Source organism: Streptomyces sp. NPDC029526 (assembly GCF_040637405.1).
Lineage (GTDB): Bacteria > Actinomycetota > Actinomycetes > Streptomycetales > Streptomycetaceae > Streptomyces.
This window is the reverse complement of sequence record NZ_JBEZWE010000012.1, coordinates 120,620-140,273: the sequence shown is the minus strand read 5'-3', so window position 1 is coordinate 140,273 and position 19,654 is coordinate 120,620. Positions and strand designations below refer to the sequence as shown.

General features: G+C 74.1%; 12 protein-coding genes. 3 read left to right on the top strand and 9 right to left on the bottom strand.

Going from position 1 to position 19,654, the window contains the following annotated elements; all coding sequences use genetic code 11:
• Positions 1 to 277: 277 nt before the first annotated feature.
• A complete protein-coding gene (locus AB0F01_RS23375) occupies positions 278 to 5,209 on the top strand; it encodes an NAD-glutamate dehydrogenase (protein WP_362098981.1) in 4,932 nt (1,643 codons plus the stop codon).
• 453 nt (positions 5,210 to 5,662) lie between these two features.
• Here the strand turns inward: AB0F01_RS23375 and AB0F01_RS23370 are convergent, their stop codons facing one another.
• Together AB0F01_RS23370 and AB0F01_RS23365 are read right to left on the bottom strand one after the other, a co-directional pair.
• Complete coding sequence (locus tag AB0F01_RS23370) at positions 5,663 to 6,520, bottom strand: ABC transporter ATP-binding protein (protein ID WP_362098978.1); 858 nt, start codon at positions 6,518 to 6,520, stop codon at positions 5,663 to 5,665.
• Positions 6,513 to 7,370, bottom strand: coding sequence for an ABC transporter permease (locus tag AB0F01_RS23365; protein ID WP_362099035.1), 858 nt, complete (start codon positions 7,368 to 7,370; stop codon positions 6,513 to 6,515). Before AB0F01_RS23365 ends, AB0F01_RS23370 begins: the two co-directional genes overlap by 8 nt.
• Before the next feature lie 195 nt (positions 7,371 to 7,565).
• Between AB0F01_RS23365 and AB0F01_RS23360 the strand changes: the two genes are divergently transcribed.
• Positions 7,566 to 8,204: a TetR/AcrR family transcriptional regulator gene (locus tag AB0F01_RS23360; protein WP_362098975.1), complete on the top strand. Its 639-nt coding sequence runs from the start codon at positions 7,566 to 7,568 to the stop codon at positions 8,202 to 8,204.
• Between the two features lie 319 nt (positions 8,205 to 8,523).
• On the opposite strand, the gene AB0F01_RS23355 is transcribed toward AB0F01_RS23360, so the two are convergent.
• On the bottom strand, positions 8,524 to 10,164 hold the full coding sequence (locus AB0F01_RS23355; protein ID WP_362098972.1) for a glycosyltransferase: 1,641 nt from the start codon (positions 10,162 to 10,164) through the stop codon (positions 8,524 to 8,526).
• 135 nt (positions 10,165 to 10,299) lie between these two features.
• Entirely contained in the window at positions 10,300 to 10,806 is a 507-nt protein-coding gene (locus AB0F01_RS23350) for a MarR family transcriptional regulator (protein ID WP_362098970.1), read from the bottom strand.
• Positions 10,807 to 10,940: 134 nt separating this feature from the next.
• Here AB0F01_RS23350 and AB0F01_RS23345 point away from each other — a divergent pair, with 134 nt between their 5' ends.
• Positions 10,941 to 11,354: an organic hydroperoxide resistance protein gene (locus AB0F01_RS23345; protein ID WP_362098967.1), complete on the top strand. Its 414-nt coding sequence runs from the start codon at positions 10,941 to 10,943 to the stop codon at positions 11,352 to 11,354.
• Positions 11,355 to 11,620: 266 nt separating this feature from the next.
• On the opposite strand, the gene AB0F01_RS23340 is transcribed toward AB0F01_RS23345, so the two are convergent.
• The 5 genes from AB0F01_RS23340 to AB0F01_RS23320 form a co-directional block, all read right to left on the bottom strand.
• A complete protein-coding gene (locus AB0F01_RS23340) occupies positions 11,621 to 13,180 on the bottom strand; it encodes a hypothetical protein (RefSeq protein WP_362098964.1) in 1,560 nt (519 codons plus the stop codon).
• 221 nt (positions 13,181 to 13,401) lie between these two features.
• Positions 13,402 to 15,705 (bottom strand): CDP-glycerol glycerophosphotransferase family protein, encoded by a 2,304-nt coding sequence (locus tag AB0F01_RS23335; protein ID WP_362098961.1) that lies wholly within the window; start codon positions 15,703 to 15,705, stop codon positions 13,402 to 13,404.
• Between the two features lie 147 nt (positions 15,706 to 15,852).
• Positions 15,853 to 16,767 (bottom strand): carbohydrate ABC transporter permease, encoded by a 915-nt coding sequence (locus AB0F01_RS23330; RefSeq protein WP_362098957.1) that lies wholly within the window; start codon positions 16,765 to 16,767, stop codon positions 15,853 to 15,855.
• Positions 16,764 to 18,116, bottom strand: coding sequence for a sugar ABC transporter permease (locus AB0F01_RS23325; protein ID WP_362098954.1), 1,353 nt, complete (start codon positions 18,114 to 18,116; stop codon positions 16,764 to 16,766). Before AB0F01_RS23325 ends, AB0F01_RS23330 begins: the two co-directional genes overlap by 4 nt.
• Positions 18,117 to 18,122: 6 nt before the next feature.
• Positions 18,123 to 19,538, bottom strand: coding sequence for an ABC transporter substrate-binding protein (locus AB0F01_RS23320; protein ID WP_362098951.1), 1,416 nt, complete (start codon positions 19,536 to 19,538; stop codon positions 18,123 to 18,125).
• Positions 19,539 to 19,654: the final 116 nt, after the last annotated feature.

Sequence of the window (19,654 nt, the reverse complement as noted above, 5' to 3'; positions counted from 1 at the left end):
GACCACAACCGTGACCGGGTGGCGGTCGCCGATCCCCACGAGCGGGGCGGGGCCCGGAGGGTACCCGGGACGCGGATCGTCCCACCGAGGACGCCTTCAGCGGCGTCATACCGGCCGGATGCGACGACATCGGCCGAGAAGCCCCCGCTCCACCCATCTCGCGGCATAGCGTCGGTACGGACCGGACACCCCGCGCCGCACCAGCCGCACACCGCGAGCGCGGGCACCGTATTTCCTTCTACGTCACGCAACGGCGCGCGACAGGAGTCAGAGGACAATGCAGACCAAGCTGGACGAAGCCAAGGCCGAGCTGCTCGAGAGGGCCGCCCGGGTAGCTGAGAACAGCCCGGCCGGGGGGAAACTACCGACTGGGACGACGGAGCAGAGCACGCCCGACCGGGAATCCGTGCTCGCGTTCCTCCAGCGCTACTACCTGCACACCGCCCCGGAGGACCTCACCGACCGTGACCCGGTCGACGTCTTCGGAGCCGCCGTCTCACACCACCGGCTGGCCGAGAACCGCCCGCAGGGCACGGCCAACGTCCGGGTGCACACCCCGACGGTCGAGGAGAACGGCTGGACGTCCAGCCACTCCGTCGTCGAGGTCGTCACCGACGACATGCCCTTCCTCGTCGACTCCGTCACCAACGAGCTGACCCGCCAGGGCCGCGGCATCCACGTCGTCATCCACCCGCAGATGGTGGTGCGGCGGGACGTCACCGGCAAACTGATCGAGGTGCGCCCGGTCCGGCCGGCCGGGGACCTCCCGCACGACGCCCACGTCGAGTCCTGGATCCACGTCGAGATCGACCGCGAGACCGACCGCGGCGACCTCAAGCAGATCACCGCCGACCTGCTGCGGGTGCTCTCCGACGTCCGCGAGGCCGTCGAGGACTGGGGCAAGATGCGCGAGGCGGCGACCCGGCTCGCCGGCGAGCTGCCCGACGAGCCGATGCCGCGGGACGTCGCCGAGCAGCAGGTCGACGAGGCGCGCGAGCTGCTGCGGTGGCTGGCCGACGACCACTTCACCTTCCTCGGCTACCGCGAGTACGAGCTGCGCGACGACGACTCCCTCGGCGCCATCCCGGGCACCGGCCTCGGCATCCTGCGCTCCGACCCCGCCCACGCCACCGCCGAGGGCCACCCGGTCAGCCCGTCCTTCGAGCGGCTGCCCGCGGACGCCCGCGCGAAGGCGCGCGAGCACAAGCTGCTCGTGCTGACCAAGGCCAACAGCCGGGCCACCGTGCACCGGCCGTCGTATCTGGACTACATCGGCGTCAAGAAGTTCGACGCGGACGGCAACGTCGTCGGCGAGCGGCGCTTCCTGGGCCTGTTCTCCTCCGCGGCCTACACCGAGTCCGTCCGCCGGGTGCCGGTGATCCGCCGCAAGGTCGAGGAGGTCCTGGAGCGCGCCGGGTTCTCGCCGCACAGCCACGACGGACGTGACCTGCTGCAGATCCTGGAGACCTACCCGCGCGACGAGCTGTTCCAGACGCCCCTCGCGGAACTCCAGTCGATCGTCACCTCGGTGCTCTACCTCCAGGAGCGGCGGCGGCTGCGCCTCTACCTGCGCCAGGACGAGTACGGGCGCTACTACTCCGCCCTCGTCTACCTGCCGCGCGACCGCTACACCACGGGTGTCCGCCTGCGGATCATCGACATCCTCAAGGAGGAACTCGGCGGCGTCAGCGTCGACTTCACGGCCTGGAACACCGAGTCGGTCCTCTCCCGGCTGCACTTCGTCGTCCGGGTCCCGCAGGGCACAGAACTGAAGCACCTGTCGGACAGCGACCGGGAGCGCATCGAGGGCCGGCTGGTCGAGGCCGCCCGCTCCTGGCACGACGGCTTCGGCGAGGCGCTCCACGCCGAGTTCGGAGAGGAGCGCGCCGCCGAGCTGCTCCGCCGCTACGCGGGCGCCTTCACCGAGGGCTACAAGGCCGACCACACCCCGCGCAGCGCCGTCGCCGACCTGGTCCGCCTCGAACAGCTCGACGAGGAGAACGACTTCGAGCTGAGCCTGTACGAGCCGGTGGGCGCGGCCCCCGAGGAGCGCCGCTTCAAGATCTACCGCAAGGGTGAGGCCGTCTCCCTGTCCGCGGTGCTGCCCGTGCTGCAGCGGCTCGGCGTCGAGGTCGTCGACGAACGGCCCTACGAGCTGCGCTGCGACGACCACGACATCGCCTGGATCTACGACTTCGGCCTGCGCCTGCCCAGGACGCCCGCCGGGGGTGCGGACTACCTCGGCGACGACGCCCGCGAGCGGTTCCAGGAGGCGTTCGCCGCCACCTGGACCGGCAAGGCGGAGAACGACGGCCTCAACGCCCTCGTGCTGAGCGCCGGCCTGACCTGGCGCCAGGCCGTGGTGCTGCGTGCCTACGCCAAGTACCTGCGCCAGGCCAACTCCACGTTCAGCCAGAACTACATGGAGGACACCCTCCGCAACAACGTCCACACCACCCGGCTCCTGGTCTCCCTGTTCGAGGCCCGGATGTCGCCGGACCGGCAGCGCGCCGGGCACGAACTGGTGGACGCCCTGCTGGAGGAGGTCGACGCCGCGCTCGACCAGGTGGCCTCGCTGGACGAGGACCGCATCCTGCGGTCCTTCCTCAACGTCATCAAGGCGACGCTGCGCACGAACTTCTTCCAGATGACCGGCGACGGCCGTCCGCACGACTACGTCGCCATGAAGTTCGACCCCACGGCCATCCCCGACCTGCCGGCCCCGCGCCCGGCGTTCGAGATCTGGGTGTACTCGCCGCGGGTGGAGGGCGTGCACCTGCGCTACGGCAAGGTCGCCCGCGGTGGTCTGCGCTGGTCGGACCGCCGGGAGGACTTCCGCACGGAGATCCTGGGCCTGGTCAAGGCGCAGATGGTGAAGAACACCGTCATCGTGCCGGTCGGCGCCAAGGGCGGCTTCGTCGCCAAGCAGCTCCCCGACCCCAACGTGGACCGGGACGCCTGGATGGCCGAGGGCGTCGCCGCGTACAAGACCTTCATCTCGGCGCTGCTGGACATCACCGACAACATGGTGGGCGGCGAGGTCGTGCCGCCCGCCGACGTCGTGCGGCACGACGAGGACGACACCTACCTCGTCGTCGCGGCCGACAAGGGCACCGCGCGGTTCTCCGACATCGCCAACGAGGTCGCCGCGTCGTACGACTTCTGGCTCGGCGACGCCTTCGCCTCCGGCGGCTCGGCCGGCTACGACCACAAGGGCATGGGCATCACCGCCCGCGGTGCCTGGGAGTCCGTCAAGCGGCACTTCCGCGAGCTGGGCGTGGACACCCAGAGCGAGGACTTCACGGTCGTCGGCATCGGCGACATGTCCGGTGACGTGTTCGGCAACGGCATGCTGCTGAGCGAGCACATCCGCCTGGTCGCCGCCTTCGACCACCGGCACATCTTCGTCGACCCGGCCCCCGACGCGGCCGTCTCCTACGCCGAGCGGCGCCGCCTGTTCGAGCTGCCCCGCAGCTCCTGGGCGGACTACGACACCGGGCTGATGTCGCCCGGCGGCGGGATCTTCCCGCGCACCGCCAAGTCGATCCCCGTCAGCCCGCAGATGCGCGAGGTCCTCGGCATCGACGAGGGCGTCACCAAGATGACCCCGCCCGAGCTGATCCGGGCCGTCCTCAAGGCCCCGGTCGACCTGCTGTGGAACGGCGGCATCGGCACCTACGTCAAGGCGTCCACCGAGTCCCACGCGGACGTCGGCGACAAGGGCAACGACGCCATCCGCGTCGACGGCAAGGACCTGCGGGTCCGGGTGATCGGCGAGGGCGGCAACCTGGGCATGACCCAGCTCGGCCGCATCGAGGCCGCGCTGCACGGCATCAAGAACAACACCGACGCCATCGACAACAGCGCGGGCGTGGACACCTCCGACCACGAGGTGAACATCAAGATCCTGCTGAACGGCCTGGTCGCGGACGGCGACATGACCGTCAAGCAGCGCAACAAGCTGCTCGCCGAGATGACCGACGAGGTCGGCGCCATGGTGCTGCGCAGCAACTACGCGCAGAACACCGCCATCGCCAACGCCCTGGCCCAGTCCAAGGACATGCTCCACGCCCAGCAGCGCTTCCTGAAGCACCTGGTGCGCGAGGGCCACCTCGACCGGGCCCTGGAGTTCCTGCCCACCGACCGCCAGATCCGCGAGCGGCTCGCCAACGGGCAGGGGCTGACCGGCCCCGAGACGGCCGTCCTGCTGGCGTACACGAAGATCACGGTCGCCGAGGAGCTGCTGCACACCTCGCTCCCCGACGACCCCTACCTGAAGGTGCTGCTGCACGCCTACTTCCCGTCGGCGCTGCGCGAGCGGTACCTGGACCGGATCGACGGCCACCCGCTGCGCCGCGAGATCACCACGACCGTCCTGGTCAACGACACGGTCAACACCGGCGGTACGACGTACCTGCACCGCATGCGCGAGGAGACCGGGGCGTCGCTAGAGGAGATCGTCCGGGCGCAGACCGCGGCCCGCGCGATCTTCCGCGCCGCGGTGGTGTGGGACGGGGTCGAGGCCCTGGACAACAAGGTCGACGCCGACGTCCAGACCCGCATCCGGCTGCACTCCCGGCGGCTGGTCGAGCGCGGCACGCGCTGGCTGCTCAACAACCGGCCGCAGCCGCTGGAGCTCGGGGAGACGGTGTCGTTCTTCTCCGAGCGGGTGGAGCAGGTCTGGTCGCAGCTGCCCAAGCTGCTGCGCGGTGCGGACCTGGAGTGGTACCAGAAGATCCACGACGAGCTGACGGGCGTCGGCGTCGGCGACGAACTCGCCACCCGGGTCGCCGGGTTCTCCTCCGCCTTCCCGACCCTCGACATCGTGGCGGTGGCCGACCGGATGGGCAGGGAGCCGCTGGACGTCGCCGAGGTGTACTACGACCTCGCCGACCGGCTGCGCATCACCGGCCTGATGGACCGCATCAGCGAACTGCCGCGCACCGACCGCTGGCAGTCGATGGCCCGCGCCGCGATCCGTGAGGACCTGTACGCCGCGCACGCGTCGCTGACCGCGGAGGTCCTGGCGGTCGGCGACGGCACGTCGACGCCGAGCCGGCGCTTCGAGGTCTGGGAGGAGCGGAACGCGGCACTGCTGGGCCGCGCGCGCACCACGCTGGAGGAGATCCAGAGCTCCGACACGTTCGACCTGGCCAACCTGTCGGTGGCCATGCGGACCATGCGGACGCTGCTGCGCACCCACTCCTGACGGAACCGTGTGACGGGGGCGCCCCGGGCCGTCGCGGCCGGGGGCGCCCCCGTGGCGTCGCGGGCGGCGGGTCCCGGTCTGCCGTCCGGCGCGGGACCGTGGCGGGAAGGCGACCCGGTCCCCGGGGTGAGCCGGCGGTCCGGTGCGACGGCGGTCCCGTGCGACGGCGGCGGCCGCTGATACGGCGACCTGCGGCCGGAGGACGGTGGCCGGAGAACGCCGGCCGGGGAGCGGTGTCCCCTGCGGCCGGTCACCGTCGAACGGCGCCCCCGGCGGCCGGTGCTCCGAGGCCGCCGCCGCCCGCGGCTCACGGCCGGGGCGCGGAGGCAGCCGCCCGGGTGGGCCGGACCTCGTCGCGGACCGGCGGGCTCCACCGAACCGGAAGGGCGGGTACGGGCAGGGGCCGGACCGGGGCGGACAGCTCGGCCCGGCCCCTGCCCGCCCCCAGGCCGGTCAGGCGTCGGCGGTCACGGCCTTCGGCGCCGGCTTGGCCGCCTTGGGGCGGGCCTTGCGGGGGCGTTCGCCGGTGTCGCCGGTGAACTTCTCGTACTCCGCGAGGACCTCCTCGGTCGGCCCGTCCATGCGCAGCTCGCCGCGCTCCAGCCAGAGCGCGCGGTCGCAGGTGTCGCGGATCGTCTTGTTGTTGTGGCTGACCAGGAAGACCGTGCCGGCCTGCTCGCGCAGCTCCCGGATCCGGGCCTCCGACCGCTTGCGGAAGGACCGGTCACCGGTGGCCAGCGCCTCGTCGATGAGCAGCACGTCGTGGTCCTTGGCGGCGGCGATGGAGAACCGCAGGCGGGCGGCCATGCCGGAGGAGTAGGTGCGCATCGGCAGGGTGATGAAGTCGCCCTTCTCGTTGATGCCGGAGAAGTCGACGATCTCCTGGTAGCGCGCCCGGATCTGCTCACGGGTCATGCCCATCGCGAGGCCGCCCAGGTGGACGTTGCGCTCGCCCGTCAGGTCGCTCATCAGGGCGGCGTTGACACCGAGGAGGGAGGGCTGGCCGTCGGTGTAGATGCGGCCGTTCTCCACCGGCAGGAGCCCGGCGACGGCCTTGAGCAGGGTCGACTTGCCGGAGCCGTTGGAGCCGATGAGGCCGATGGCCTCGCCCCGGTACGCCACGAACGACACGTTGCGCACGGCGTGCACCCGACGCACGCCGGCCGCCTTGCGGGCCTTGTCGCGGCGCAGGATGCGGTTCAGCGCGGCGGTGGCGGAGCCGCGCCCGGCGCCGGTGCCGTTGACCTCGTAGACGATGTCCACGCCGTCGGCGATCACGGTGGGGATCTTCTCGTCGGTGTGCTCAGCCACGGCCGTAGGTCTCCTCAGCCTTCCAGAAGTAGACGAAGCCGACCCCGCCGGCCAGCAGGGCCCAGCCGAGGCCGAAGGCCCACACGTGCGCGGGCAGGTAGGAGGAACCGTAGCCGTCGATCAGGGCGAAGCGGACCAGGTCCATGTAGACGGCCGCCGGGTTCCACTGGAGCACGTCGGCCAGCCAGGCGGGCACGTTCTTGTCGGCCAGCATCGCCGGGATGCTGAACATCACGCCGGAGGCGTACATCCAGGTGCGCAGCACGAACGGCATCAGCTGGGCGAGGTCGGGGGTGCGGCTGCCCAGGCGGGCGAAGATCAGGGCCAGGCCGGTGTTGAAGACGAACTGCAGCAGCAGCGCGGGGGCCACCAGCAGCCAGGACCAGGTCGGCAGGGAGCCGAACGCCATCACCACCACGACCAGCACGATCATGGAGAACAGCAGTTGCTGGAGCTGCTGGAGCGCGAACGACACCGGCAGCGAGGCCCGCGGGAAGTGCAGCGCCCGCACCAGCCCCAGGTTCCCCGAGATCGCCCGTACGCCGGCCAGCACCGAGCTCTGGGTGAAGGTGAACACGAACACGCCGGTCACCAGGAACGGCACGTACATCTCGCTCGGTATGCCCTTCCGGGCGCCGAGCAGCAGGCCGAAGATGAAGAAGTAGACGGCCGCGTTCAGCAGGGGCGTCGCCACCTGCCACAGCTGGCCCAGCTTGGCCTGGCTGTACTGGGCCGTCACCTTCGCCTGGGAGAACGCCAGGATGAAGTGCCGCCGCCCCCACAGCTGACGGACGTACTCCGGCAAGGACGGCCGGGCGCCGCTGACGCTGAGGCCGTGCCGGGCGGCCAGGGCCGCGAGGTCTTCCCCGCCGGCCGGGCGGCCCGGGGGTGCGGGGGGCGGTGTGTGGAGGGCCTGACTCACATCCGCTGCTTTCGCTAGGGGGCGGGGGCGCGAGGGGCGACGCGTCGGGACGGCACCGTATCGTCGCCACGCGAGCGTAAGTCGAATGCACGTCGGAACGCAACCGTATCGTCGTCACGCCCTATGCTGGTCCGCATGACGACGAACGCCGAGGAGCCCCAGCCGCGTCCGCGCCGGCGGGCCCCCGCCGGGGCCGCCGTCCTGCGGGAGGACGTGACGGAGGCGATCCGGTCCGCCGTCTTTGAGGAACTGGCCGCCGTCGGCTACGCGCGGATGTCCATCGAGGGCATCGCCCGCCGCGCGGGGGTCGGCAAGACCGCGGTCTACCGCCGCTGGCGTTCCAAGCTGCACCTCGTCCTCGACCTCGTCTCCGCGCTCGCCGTCCAGGGGCTGCCCGCCCCGGACACCGGCTCGCTGGAGGGCGACCTGCGCCTGCTGTACGAGGTCACCGCCCGGGCCCTGCGCCACCCGGTCGCCTCCCAGATCCTCCCCGACCTCCAGGCCGAGGCGGCCCGCAACCCGGACATCGCCGAGGCCCTGCAGAAGGCGCTGCGGGAGGGCCAGGACGGCGTCGCCCGGGGCATCGTCACCGCGGCCCAGCAGCGCGGCGAACTCGCCCCCGGCCTCGACCACGCCCTGGCCCTCGACCTGATCTCCGGCCCGCTGTACTGGCGCTCCGTCGTCATCCGCGGCCCGAAGCCGCCCAAGGGGTACCTGGCGGCCCTGACCCGGGCCACGGCGGCGGCCCTGAGAGCCCTGTGACGCGGGGGACACCGAGGTCACGGGCCTGACGGACCCGAGTAGCTACGGCGTGGGGACGGCGGGGCCGCGGGCCTTGCGGACCCGAGAACCCGTGGCGCGGGGGTGCTGGGGGCCGTGGGCCCGACGGACCCGAAAAGCTGTGGCGCGGGGACAGCGGGACAGCAGGGCCGCGGGCCTTGCGGACCCGAGAACCCGTGGCGCGGGGGTGCCGGGGGCCGTGGGCCCGACGGACCCGAAGTCCCGGCGCGGGGGCCGCGGGCCCCGGGCCGACGGACCCGGTGTCCCCTCGGCGCGGGCGTCCCGGCGGCCGTCGTCGGCCTCAGTGAACCAGGCGCCGCACCCGCGCGCGGGTGACCGCGGCGAGCCCGTGCACCCCGGCCGCCACCCGCACGGCCAGGGACCCGGAGTGCGTGGCGTACGGCCGGACCAGCAGCACCCCGTGCCGGCGGCTCGGCAGCACCCGGCGGTCCAGCAGGCCGGGGCCGTCGACCGCGTGCGCGGTGACCTCCCGGTCCGAGCCGTCCCGGAAGCGCAGCCGCAGCCGCAGGTCCCAGGCGCCGGGGCCGAGCGAGGCCAGCCGGGCCGGGCGGACGGCCGTCTCCACGGTCCAGCCGCCCTCGGTGGACGCCCGCAGGGGCACCGTGCGGCGGACGGCCGCGCCCTCCGGCCCCCGGTGCCGCCACTCCACGTCCACCGCCAGCGCCCCCACCAGCTCCACCCGGCCGTACAGGTCGTGCAGGCGCAGCCGCAGCGTGCCGGACCGCGCGGTGAGGCGCAGCTCCGCGTCGACCGCGAGCGGGAGCAGGGCGACCGGCCGGGTCAGCAGCCCGTCCAGCTCGATGCCGGGCAGGTCGTCGGACCAGCAGGGCGTGCCGTCCTCGGTGTGGGCGTAGGGCGGGAGCAGCCGGGCCGGGCGGGCGGCCAGGTTCCGGAGGCGGTCGAGGTCGCGGGGCTCGGTGGAGGCCAGCAGCACGCGGCCGATCAGCCGCCCCGGCGCGACCGGGTCGCGGTCCCAGTCGGCGGCGTCGAACCCGGACAGGAAGGCGCGGGTGTGCGCCCACCAGGCGCGCCGGTGGGTGTCGTCGTACTGCGGCAGCTCCCGTACGGACCTGCGCAGGTCGTGGTCGAGGAAGCCGGCCCGGACCGCCCGGGCCAGCCGGGCCTGGCCGGCCTCCAACAGCGTCGTGTGGGCCGTCCGGCACGCGCCGGTGCGGGCACGCCAGACGTCGAGGTCCACGGGGTCGGCCCCGCCGGCCGTGCCGGCCGTGCCGGCGGGGGCGGCGGACCGGTCCACCTGCCAGAGGTAGACCCGGTCCGGGATCAGGGCGGTCCGAGGTCGCGCCGCCCACACGCGCGCGGTGAAAACGGCGTCCTCGTGGGTGGGGCGGCCCTCGGGGAAGCGGATGCCGTGCTCGCGCAGGAAGGCGGTGGCGTACAGCTTGTTGACGTACAGGGTGTCGTGGACCAGGCGCGGCTGCCGCTCGGGTTCGGGGAGCACGGCCGGGGCGGCGTACAGGGTGGGCAGCCACCGGGTCTCGCGGCCCGACGGCAGCTCCCGCCGGACGCACAGGCCGCTCACCACCTGGGCGTCGGCCCCGGTCGCGGCGCGCAGCAGCGCCTCCACCGCGCCCGGCGGCAGCACGTCGCCGCCGTCCAGGAACATCACGTACGGCGCGCCCACCGCGCCGAGCCCGGTGTCACGCGGGGCGACGGGGCCGTCGGGGTGGCGGACCACCCGCACGCGCGGATCGCCGGGCGGCGTGGCGCCGCCGTCCGCCCGGCCGGAGGCACCGGGGACGACGATCACCTCGCGCACGGCCGGTCCCTGGGCCAGCGCGGAGCGCACCGCGTCGGTCACGGGGGCGCCGTCCCGTCCCAGGACGACGACGGCGACGGCGGCGGCCGGTGGGGCCGACGAGGCGGACGGGGCGGACGAGGCGGGACGGGGGTCGGAAGGCATGGGTTTCCTGAGGGGCTCGGGGCCGGTGGGGCGGGCGGGTTACTCGGCTCCTTCCCGCCCCGGGCCGTTTCGTACCTCTTCGGGGCCGGTCGCGCGTCCCTCCCCGGGCCGGTCACGTGCCCCCTGCCGGGCCCGTCACGCGTCCTCGGCCGCCGCTGCCGCGTCCAGGGCCGCGGTGAGGGAGTCCAGGCGGGCCCGCAGGTCCCGGATCCCGTCGAGGTCGAAGCCGGTCGCCGCGGTCACCCGCTGCGGCACCCGCAGGGCCCGCTCCCGCAGGGCGGCACCCTCCTCGGTCGGCCGCACCTCCACCGAGCGTTCGTCCCGGGCGCTGCGCTCGCGCACCACCAGACCGGCCGCCTCCAGCCGCTTGAGCAGGGGGGACAGGGTGCCGGAGTCGAGGCGCAGGTGGGTGCCGAGCTGCTTCACGGGCAGCGTGCCGTGCTCCCAGAGCACCAGCATCACCAGGTACTGCGGATAGGTGAGCCCGAGGTCCTTGAGCACCACCCGGTAGACGCCGTTGAACGCCCGGGACGCGGCGTGCAGGGAGAAGCAGATCTGCTGGTCGAGGCGGAGCCAGTCGCCGTGCTGGGGATCCGGGACCGGGAGGGGGGCCGGGGGGTTCGGTGGGGAGGTCGCTGCCATGCCTCCAGGGTAGCCCCGGCCGTCATTCAATTGCGTGCAATTCAATTGTGTGCTCTACTCGTGGTCGTGAGGCGGCCGGGAGCACGCGCCGGACGGCCGCCCGAACCGGACAACCACCCACGGAGGGTTCCTTCATGGACGCGCTCTACACCGCCGTCGCCACCGCCACCCACGGCCGGGAAGGCCGCGCCGTCACCTCCGACGGCAAGCTGGACCTCGCCCTCACCGCCCCCACCGAGCTGGGCGGCAGCGGCACGGGCACCAACCCGGAGCAGCTGTTCGCCGCCGGCTACGCGGCCTGCTTCGGCAGCGCCCTCGGCGTCGTCGGCCGGGCCGCCAAGGTCGACGTGAGCGAGGCCGCGGTGACCGCCGAGGTGGACCTCGGCAAGCAGGGCGAGGGCTTCGCGCTCGCGGTGACCCTGCGCGTCGAACTCCCCGACGGCCTGGACGAGGCGACCGGGCGCAAGCTGGTCGAGCAGGCCCACCAGGTCTGCCCGTACTCCAACGCCACCCGCGGCAACATCGCCGTCGACCTCGTCATCGAGTGACTCCCGGCGGACCGGGGCCGCGCCACCCGTCCGCCGGCGCCCCCGGTCCGTGGCCCGAGGCCCCCGGGCTCTTGAGGCACGGGCCCCGGGGCCCGTACCCCGGAGCACCGGTCGAGCTCAAGGCCCCTGAAGAACCGGCCCCCCGAAGCACCGGGCCCTGAGAACCGGCCCCCCCAAAGCGCCGGCCCCCCGAAGCACCGGCCTCCCGAAGCACCGGCCCCGGGCCACGGCCCCTCGACGCGCGGGCTCCGGGTCCGGGCCGTGGGTCAGCCGCCGATGCGGGCCAGCACCTCCCCCGTCCGGGGGCTCCACGTCACCACCACCGCCTCCGGGGGCACCGGCGTGCGGGGCGTCAGCAGCAGCCAGCGCACCCGCAGGCGCCGCACCACCCCGGCGCGCTCCACCCGGGTAGCGCCGGGATCGAGCACGACGCGGACACCGGCCAGCCGCCGCTGCCGTTCCCGCTCGTCCAGGGCCGGGTCCGGCACGGTGGGGGCGGCCAGGTCGGCCCCGTACCCGGGGAGTGCGAGCGCGGCCCGGGGGTCGTCCGCGACCACCGCCTCGCCCCGCCCGATGTGCCGCGCCGCCCAGGTGTAGTCGGGCCAGCGCGACGGCTGCACGGCACCCACCGGATCCAGCGCCCGCGGCACCACCGCACCGGCGTGCACGGTCAGCAGTCCCACGCCGAACCCGGCCGCCGCCGCCACGCCCAGCACCCGCCGCACCGCCGGCCACGGCCGGGGCGCCGCCAGCTCCACCGCGAGCGCGCACAGCGCCGCCACCACGACGAGCCCCAGCGCCCGCGCACACGCGGGCCGGCCGTCCGTCCAGCCGTACGCCGCCACCGCCCCGCCCAGGACGGCCATCAGCACCAGCGGATCGCGCGGAGACCCCCGCCGCACCCGCAGCCACAGCGCGGGCAGCCCCAGCAGCACCGGCCAGAACACCCCGGCGAGTCCCCGGTACAGGTGCCGGTGCTCCGCGCCCGCGCCCCGCCACACCGCCGGGTCGAGCACGTCGAAGTACGGCCACACCGCCCCCGCCAGCAACGCCACCGCCCCCGTCAGCGCCCAGCGCGCCGCGACCGCCGGCCGCCACCCGCGCTGCCCGCCGGCGACCAGCGCCACCGCGCCCAGCCCCGCCGTCACCGCGCCGGCCGGGTGGACCAGCAGGACCAGCCCGTACAGCACACCCAGGGCCGCCCACCCGGACGGCCCGCGCAGCCCGCTCGGCCCCACGTGGCGCACGGGGTCCGCGTCACGCGCCCGTGCCCCGGTCAGCGCCCACGCCCAGCAGGTCAGTCCGAGGGCGAGCACCGACGGGTACGCCAGGGTCGCGGCCGGTGGCAGCAGCCCGGGGCCGCCGCTCCACCCCGCGCCCTCCGCCCCCCACAACGACGTCACCCCGGCCAGTGCCAGGACCGGCGCCCAGCGGCGCGGGGTCAGCATCCGGACGAAGCGGCCCAGCCCCACGATCAGCACCAGCAGGTTCAGCGGCCCGGTCAGCAGGAGCACCTCCCGGCCGCCCAGTCCGGTCAGCCGGGCGACGGCGCCCTGGACCAGGGAGTACGGCGAGTAGGCCGGGCTGCCCGCGCCCGGCAGGTCGGCCGTCGGGTGGCGCGGGTGCAGCAGGTCGTCCCGCAGGCGTTCCACGGCCGCCGCGTGCAGTCCGGCGTCGCAGCACAGCGGCACCGCCCAGAACGCCAGGGACAGCGTGAGCCAGCACAACAGGCCGGCGAGCTGGTACGGCGTGGGCCGCCACGCGCGGCCGCCGCGCAGCGCCGTGGCCCCGGTCAGGGCACGCCGGGCCAGGACCGCGGGGGTCACCGGTCCGGGCCGTTCGGTCGGGAGACGGGGAGCATCTGCCGTACCTTCCCGCCCGGCCCGGCCACGCGGCCCGCCCGTGACCCGCCCTCACCTCATCGGGTGAGGGGAGCCCCCGCCGCCGGGGCGGCGGACCGGCCCGGACGCCCCGTGGGCCGCCGGGGTGCGGGCGGCCCGGGGCCGGCCGGGTGGGGCCGGGCGCACGGCGGCTCGTCGCGGGGCGGTCAGCCGCGGTCGGCGGCGGCCACCAGCAGGCCGGGCCGGGGCTCCGGCACCGACACGTCCCCGGCCGGGGCGGGCGCGGGCACCGTGGTGAGCGGGGTGGCGGAGCGCGCGGCGGACGGCGACGGCGCCGGGCGGCGCTCCCCGGGCGGCACGACCACCGGCAGTCCGTCCTCGCCGAACAGCACCCGCCGCACCACGCGTTCGGCGGCGTGGCCGTCGTCGTGCGGGCAGAACCGGGCCCGGAACGCGGCCCGCAGCTCGTCCGAACGGGAGCCGCGCCAGTGGCCGGTGGCGAAGATGTCGGCCAGTTCGTCCGCGCTGCGCGCCACCGCGCCGGGCGGGAACGCGCACGGGTCGAGGACGGTCCCCCGGGTGGCCTCGAACGCCTCCCGGTCGGGCAGGTGCAGCACGATCGGGCGGTCCAGCCCGGCGTAGTCGGCCATCAGCGGCGCGTAGTCGGTCACCAGCACGTCCGAGGCCAGGCAGAGCGACTCGACGTGCGGGTGCCCGGAGACGTCCAGCACCCGGCCGGTGGCGGCGAGTGGCGGGGCGTCGTGGCCGGCGGGGGAGCGGTCCAGGATCACGAAGCGCGGACCGAGCCGGCGGGCCAGGCGCTCCAGGTCCAGCAGCGGCACCTGCGTGCGGCGGTAGTCGCGGTCGGCGGGCGCGTACAGGAGCGCCACCGCGCCGTCCGGGACGCCGAGCGCGTCCCGCAGCCGGGCCACGTCCGCCGCGGTCGCCGTGTGGAGGCGGTCGGCGCGCGGCCGGCCGTACTCCAGCACGGTGTAGCCGCCCGGGAGCGTCCGCTCGTGGGTGAGCGTGGAGTGCAGGTCGGCGGAGACCAGGTAGTCCCACCGGCCGGCGTCCCGCAGCAGCGCCGCGAGGGCGGCCCCGGAGGCCGCCGCCGGGCGCTCCGCCAGGTCCAGGCCGGTACGGGCGAACGGCGTGCCCTGCCGCGTCTGCACCAGGACCTGGCCCTTGCGCTTGACCAGGCGCGGGTCGAAGGCGGTGTCGCTCACCAGGTGGGCGGCGCGGGCCAGGGCCGTCCAGTACGCGGCGGTGCCCGGCCCCAGGCGGCGCGCGCCCGGCGGGACGGTGTGCAGGTGCTCGGGCCGGGAGACCCAGGCGGTGCGGATGTGCGGCGCCAGGGAGCGGAACGCGGACTCCAGCGCGCCCGGGTCGCCGCCGTGCCCGTGCCCGTCCCCGGAGCTGAACACCGCCAGGTCGGTGCGCAGCGGGAGCAGCCGCTGGGTGCGGTAGTGCACCCGCAGGGCCGCGCCGCGCAGCGCGCGCAGCAGCCGTCCGGTGCGCCGCGCCGTACCGCGCCGCAGGGCCGAGGCCAGCCGCAGGGCCGCGTGGGTGCGGCGCAGGCCGAGACGGATCACGGCGTGGCGCACGCGGGCCCCGGCGGGGACGGACGCGCCGGGCGTGCGGTGGCGGCGGTAGTGGGAGCGCGCCCGGCGCAGGAACGTGCCCCGCGCGCCCCGCGGCAGCCGGTCGCGGTGCGCGTAGACGGCCGTCAGGTGGTCGACCATGCGGCGGAACAGCACCGGCCGCCAGCGCGCCAGGTCCGGCCGCTCGTCGAGGAACGCGAAGACCCGGTCGTACTGGTCGAACACGTCGAAGTGCCGTTCACCGGCGGTGCGCATCAGGCCGCCGACGCGCCGCTGCCGGTGGCGCACGCACACCCGGTCCAGGGTGGCGACCGTCCGGGCCGTCATCAGCACCGGGTACGTCCACGGCGCGTCCTGGTGCAGGCCGGGCGGGAACGCGAAACCCTCCCGCTCGACGAACTCCCTCCGGTACGCCTTGTCCCAGGCCACCGCCGGCAGGTTCAGCAGCGCCGGCCGGTCCGCGAGCCGGAACGGGGCCGGACCGCACTCGGTGAGCGGTCCGGCGGCGGCCCGGCCGACGGGGGCCTGGCCGGACCAGTGCGTGCGCGCGTGGCCGTAGACCAGGACGTCCGGCTCCTCGGTCTCCTTCAGCCGGTCGGCGAGCGCGAGCAGCGCCTCCGGGGCGAGGGTGTCGTCGCCGTCGAGGAACAGCAGGTAGTCGCCCGTGGAGCGCTCGATCCCGGCGTTGCGGGCGGGGCCGGGGCCGGTGTTCCGCGGCAGGTGCACGGCCCTCACGCGCGGGTCGCGGGCGGCGAACGCGTCGATCAGGGCGCCGCACGCGTCGGGCGAGGCGTCGTCGACCGCGATCAGTTCGAGATCCGGGTACGACTGGGACAGCACCGAATCCAGGCACTCGGAGAGGTACGCCTGGACCTGGTACGCGGGGACAATGACACTGAACCTGGGCACGGGCCATCCAACGGTCGCTGCGGACGTTCGGCCCGGGAACGGGCATTGGGCCGATGTGGTTACTGCCCGCTGCGGCATCCGGGGGAATCCGCTCACCCGAAGGGGCGGACCTTCGGCGGTCCGCCCCCCGGATCGTCGCCGCGTGCGCTACTTGACTGCGCCCGCCATCACCCCGGAGACGAACTGCCGCTGGAAGGCGAAGAACACCACCAGCGGGATGGCCATCGAGATGAACGCGCCCGGGGCCAGCACGTCGATGTTGTTGCCGAACTGCCGGACCTGCGTCTGCAGGGCGACCGTGATCGGCTGGCTCCCCGAGTCGGAGAAGATCAGCGCCACCAGCAGGTCGTTCCACACCCACAGGAACTGGAAGATGCCGAGCGAGGCCACCGCCGGACCGGCGAGCGGCATCACCACCCGGGCGAACAGGCGCAGTTCACCGGCGCCGTCCAGCCGGGCCGCCTCCAGCAGCTCCCGGGGGATCTCCGCGAAGAAGTTCCGCAGCAGGAACACCGCGAACGGCAGGCCGAAGCCGACGTGGAACAGGATCACGCCGATCACCGAGCCGAAGACGCCGATGCGGCCGAAGAGTTCGGCGATCGGGATCAGCGCCACCTGGACCGGCACCACCAGCAGTCCCACCACGGCGAGGAACCACCAGTCCCGGCCCGGGAACTCCATCCAGGCGAAGGCGTAGCCCGCCAGGGCGCCGATGACGACGACCAGCAGGGTCGCGGGCACCGTGATCAGCACCGTGTTGAGCAGGGAGTCGGTGATGTCGTCGTTCCTCAGCAGCGTCTCGTAGGCGCCGAAGGTGAGCTGGGAGGGCTCGGTGAACACCGTCCACCAGCCGCTGGAGGCCATGTCCCGGGGGGTGCGCAGACTGGCCAGCAGCAGCCCGACGGTGGGCACCAGCCAGAACAGTCCCACCACGATCAGGAAGACCCGCACCACCCCGCCGCTCACCCACCGGGCGAGCCGGGACCCCAGTGGCTCCCTGGCCGCGCGGGCGGGTTCCGGTGCGGGGGACGCCGCCACCGGAGGGTCGGCCTTCACGGTCATCGCCTGACCTCCCGCCGCAGTCTGCGGACGTTGAACCACATCACCGGGATCACCAGCAGCAGCAGGAACACCGCGATGGCGCTGGCGATCCCGGGCTGGTCGGCGGAGAAGCCCTGGCGGTACAGCTCCAGGGCCAGGACGTTGGCGTCGTCCTGGGAGGAGCCGGGCGCGATGATGAAGACCAGGTCGAAGACCTTCAGCACGTTGATCATCAGGGTGACGACCACCACCGCGAGGACGGGCGCCAGCATCGGCACCGTGATCCGCCGGAACACCTGCCACTCGTTGGCGCCGTCGACCCGGGCGGCCTCCAGCAGCTCCCGCGGCATCCCGGCGAGCCCGGCGGCGATCAGCACCATCGCGAAACCGGCCCACATCCAGATGTACGCGCCGATGATCGACGGGGTGACCAGCGCCGGGCCGAGCCAGTCCAGGCCGTTGTAGGGCGCCGCGAAGTTGCTCGCGGGCAGCCGCAGGTGTGCGCCGTCGGCCTTCGCGGACAGCGAGAAGGTGCCGTCGGCGGCGGCCGTGGTGCTCTCCACCACCTCGCCGTCCCTGACCGCCTCGATCCGCATCCCCGGGTAGCCCAGCTCCGAGGCGTCGACCTCGTTGAGGGTGCCGACGCCCTTGCCCCGGGTGAAGTCCTGCCAGGTCGTCCCGGTGATCCGGTCCGGGTCCGGCGTCGCCGCCACCGCCCTGACGGCGTCGTCCGGCATCATGTCGGGGGCCACGCCCACCAGCGGCAGGGCGACGACGTCGCCCGGGCTCACCGTCGCCGTGGTGACGAACGCGCCCCCGCCGGCCGGTTCCAGCGGCGACTCGCGGCCCGGGTGCGCCTTGGGGAACGCGGAGGACTGGGCGAAGGTGTCGTGCACCCCGACCCACACCGCGTTGGCGACGCCCTTGTCCGGCTCCTGGTCGTACACCAGGCGGAAGATGATTCCGGCGGCCAGCATCGAGATGGCCATCGGCATGAAGACGACCAGCTTGAACGCCGTGCCCCAGCGGATCCGTTCGGTCAGCACCGCGAAGACCAGGCCGAGGGCGGTGGCGACCGTCGGGGCGAACACCACCCAGATCACGTTGTTCTTCAGCGCCGTGCGGATGCCGTCGTCGGTGAACAGCGCCCGGTAGTTGTCGAGTCCGGCGAAGGCGTCACCGGACTGGTCGTAGAAGCTGCGGACGACGGAGTACCCGATCGGGTAGACCACGAGCGCGCCGAGCAGGACCAGCGCGGGCAGCAGGAACAGCGCCGCGACGGTCCTGCGGGTGCCGGTGACGCTCCTGCGCGACCTGGGGGCGGCGGCGGGGGCCGCACCGGACGCCCCCGCCGTCCTGACCGACGTCATGCCGGATCAGTTCCCGTACGCCGCGGCCGCGTCGGCCTCCAGCTGCCGTTGGGTGCCGGCGATGTCGGAGGGGTCCTTCAGGAAGTCCTGCAGCGCCTTCCACTCGCCCTTGCCGGGCGTGCCGCCGAACGCCTGCGGTGCCTGGTCGGACATGTCGAAGCGGAAGTCGTCGCCGGCGTCGACGAGCGCCTGGGCCGTACGGCGCTGTACGTCGTTGGGGTAGGCCGAGTTGGGCACGTTCTTGTTCGGCGAGAGGTAGCCGCCCAGCTTCGCCTGGATGCTCGCCGCGTCCGGGGAGGCCAGGAAGGTCGCCAGCGCCTGCGCCGCCTCGGAGTCCTCCAGGATGACCGCCGCGTCGCCGCCGGACACCACCGGCGCGGTGTCACCGACCGCGGGGAACGGGAAGACCTTCGCGTCGGTGCCGATCTCCGCCTCGGTCTCGGCGATGTTGACCTGGACGAAGTCGCCCTCGTAGACCATGCCCGCCGCGGGCTGGTCGCCGCCGGTGAACGTCTGCGTCACGGAGGCCGGGAACTCGGTCTGCAGCGCGCCGGACGGGCCGCCCGCGACGTAGTCCTTCTTGCCCCAGATCTCCGCCAGGGTGGTCAGCGCGTCCTTCACGGACGGGTCGGTCCACTTGATCTCGTGCGCGGCGAGCTGGTCGTACTTCTCGGGGCCGGCCTGCGAGAGGTAGACGTTCTCGAACCAGTCGGTCAGCGTCCAGCCGTCCGCCCCGGCGACCGAGAACGGGGTGACCCCGGAGTCGTACACCGTCTGCGCGGTGGTGAGCAGTTCGTCCCAGGTCTTGGGCTCGCTCGCGCCCGCGTTCTCGAAGACCTGGGCGTTGTACCAGATCAGCGACTTGTTGGCGGCCTTGTAGTAGACGCCGTACTGCTCGCCGTCGACCGAGCCGATGTCCTGCCAGCCCTGCGAGTAGTTCTTGGCCAGCTCCGCCTTCGCCTCGGCGCCCAGCGGCTTGGCCCACTTCTTCTCCACCGCCTGCTTGATGGCGCCGGGCTGCGGCAGCATCGCCACGTCCGGCGGGGCACCGCCCGCGATCTTCGAGCCGAGGAAGTTGATGATCGGGTCCTGGGCGGGCACGAACGTCACCTCGGCGCCGGTGCGCTTCTCGAACTCCGCGAGGACCTTCTTGAAGTTGGCCTGCTCGGCGCCGGTCCATACGGCGGCCACTTCGAGCTTCTCGCCGTCCAGCTTCGGGAGGGTGACGGTGGAGCCGGTCTCCTCGGCGCCGCCGCCCGGTTCGTCGTCGCCGTCGTCCCCGCCTCCGCACGCGGTGAGCGAGACCGCGAGCACCCCCGCCGCCAGGGCAGCCGCCGCCCGCGTGGAACGGCGGGCGCGGGAGGGCGCCGTGGGGGTTCCGGGCGACGTGCGTATGCCGATGATCCTGCTCGTCCTGCGCATCACTGCCCCGTTCTTCGCAACCTCGAACGCCGAGCGTGTCCCGTGCGCTCCGGTCTACCGCCGGGGTCGGAGGGTGGCAAGAGTGCGTCCGGTGTCAAGCGGACGATCGTGACCGC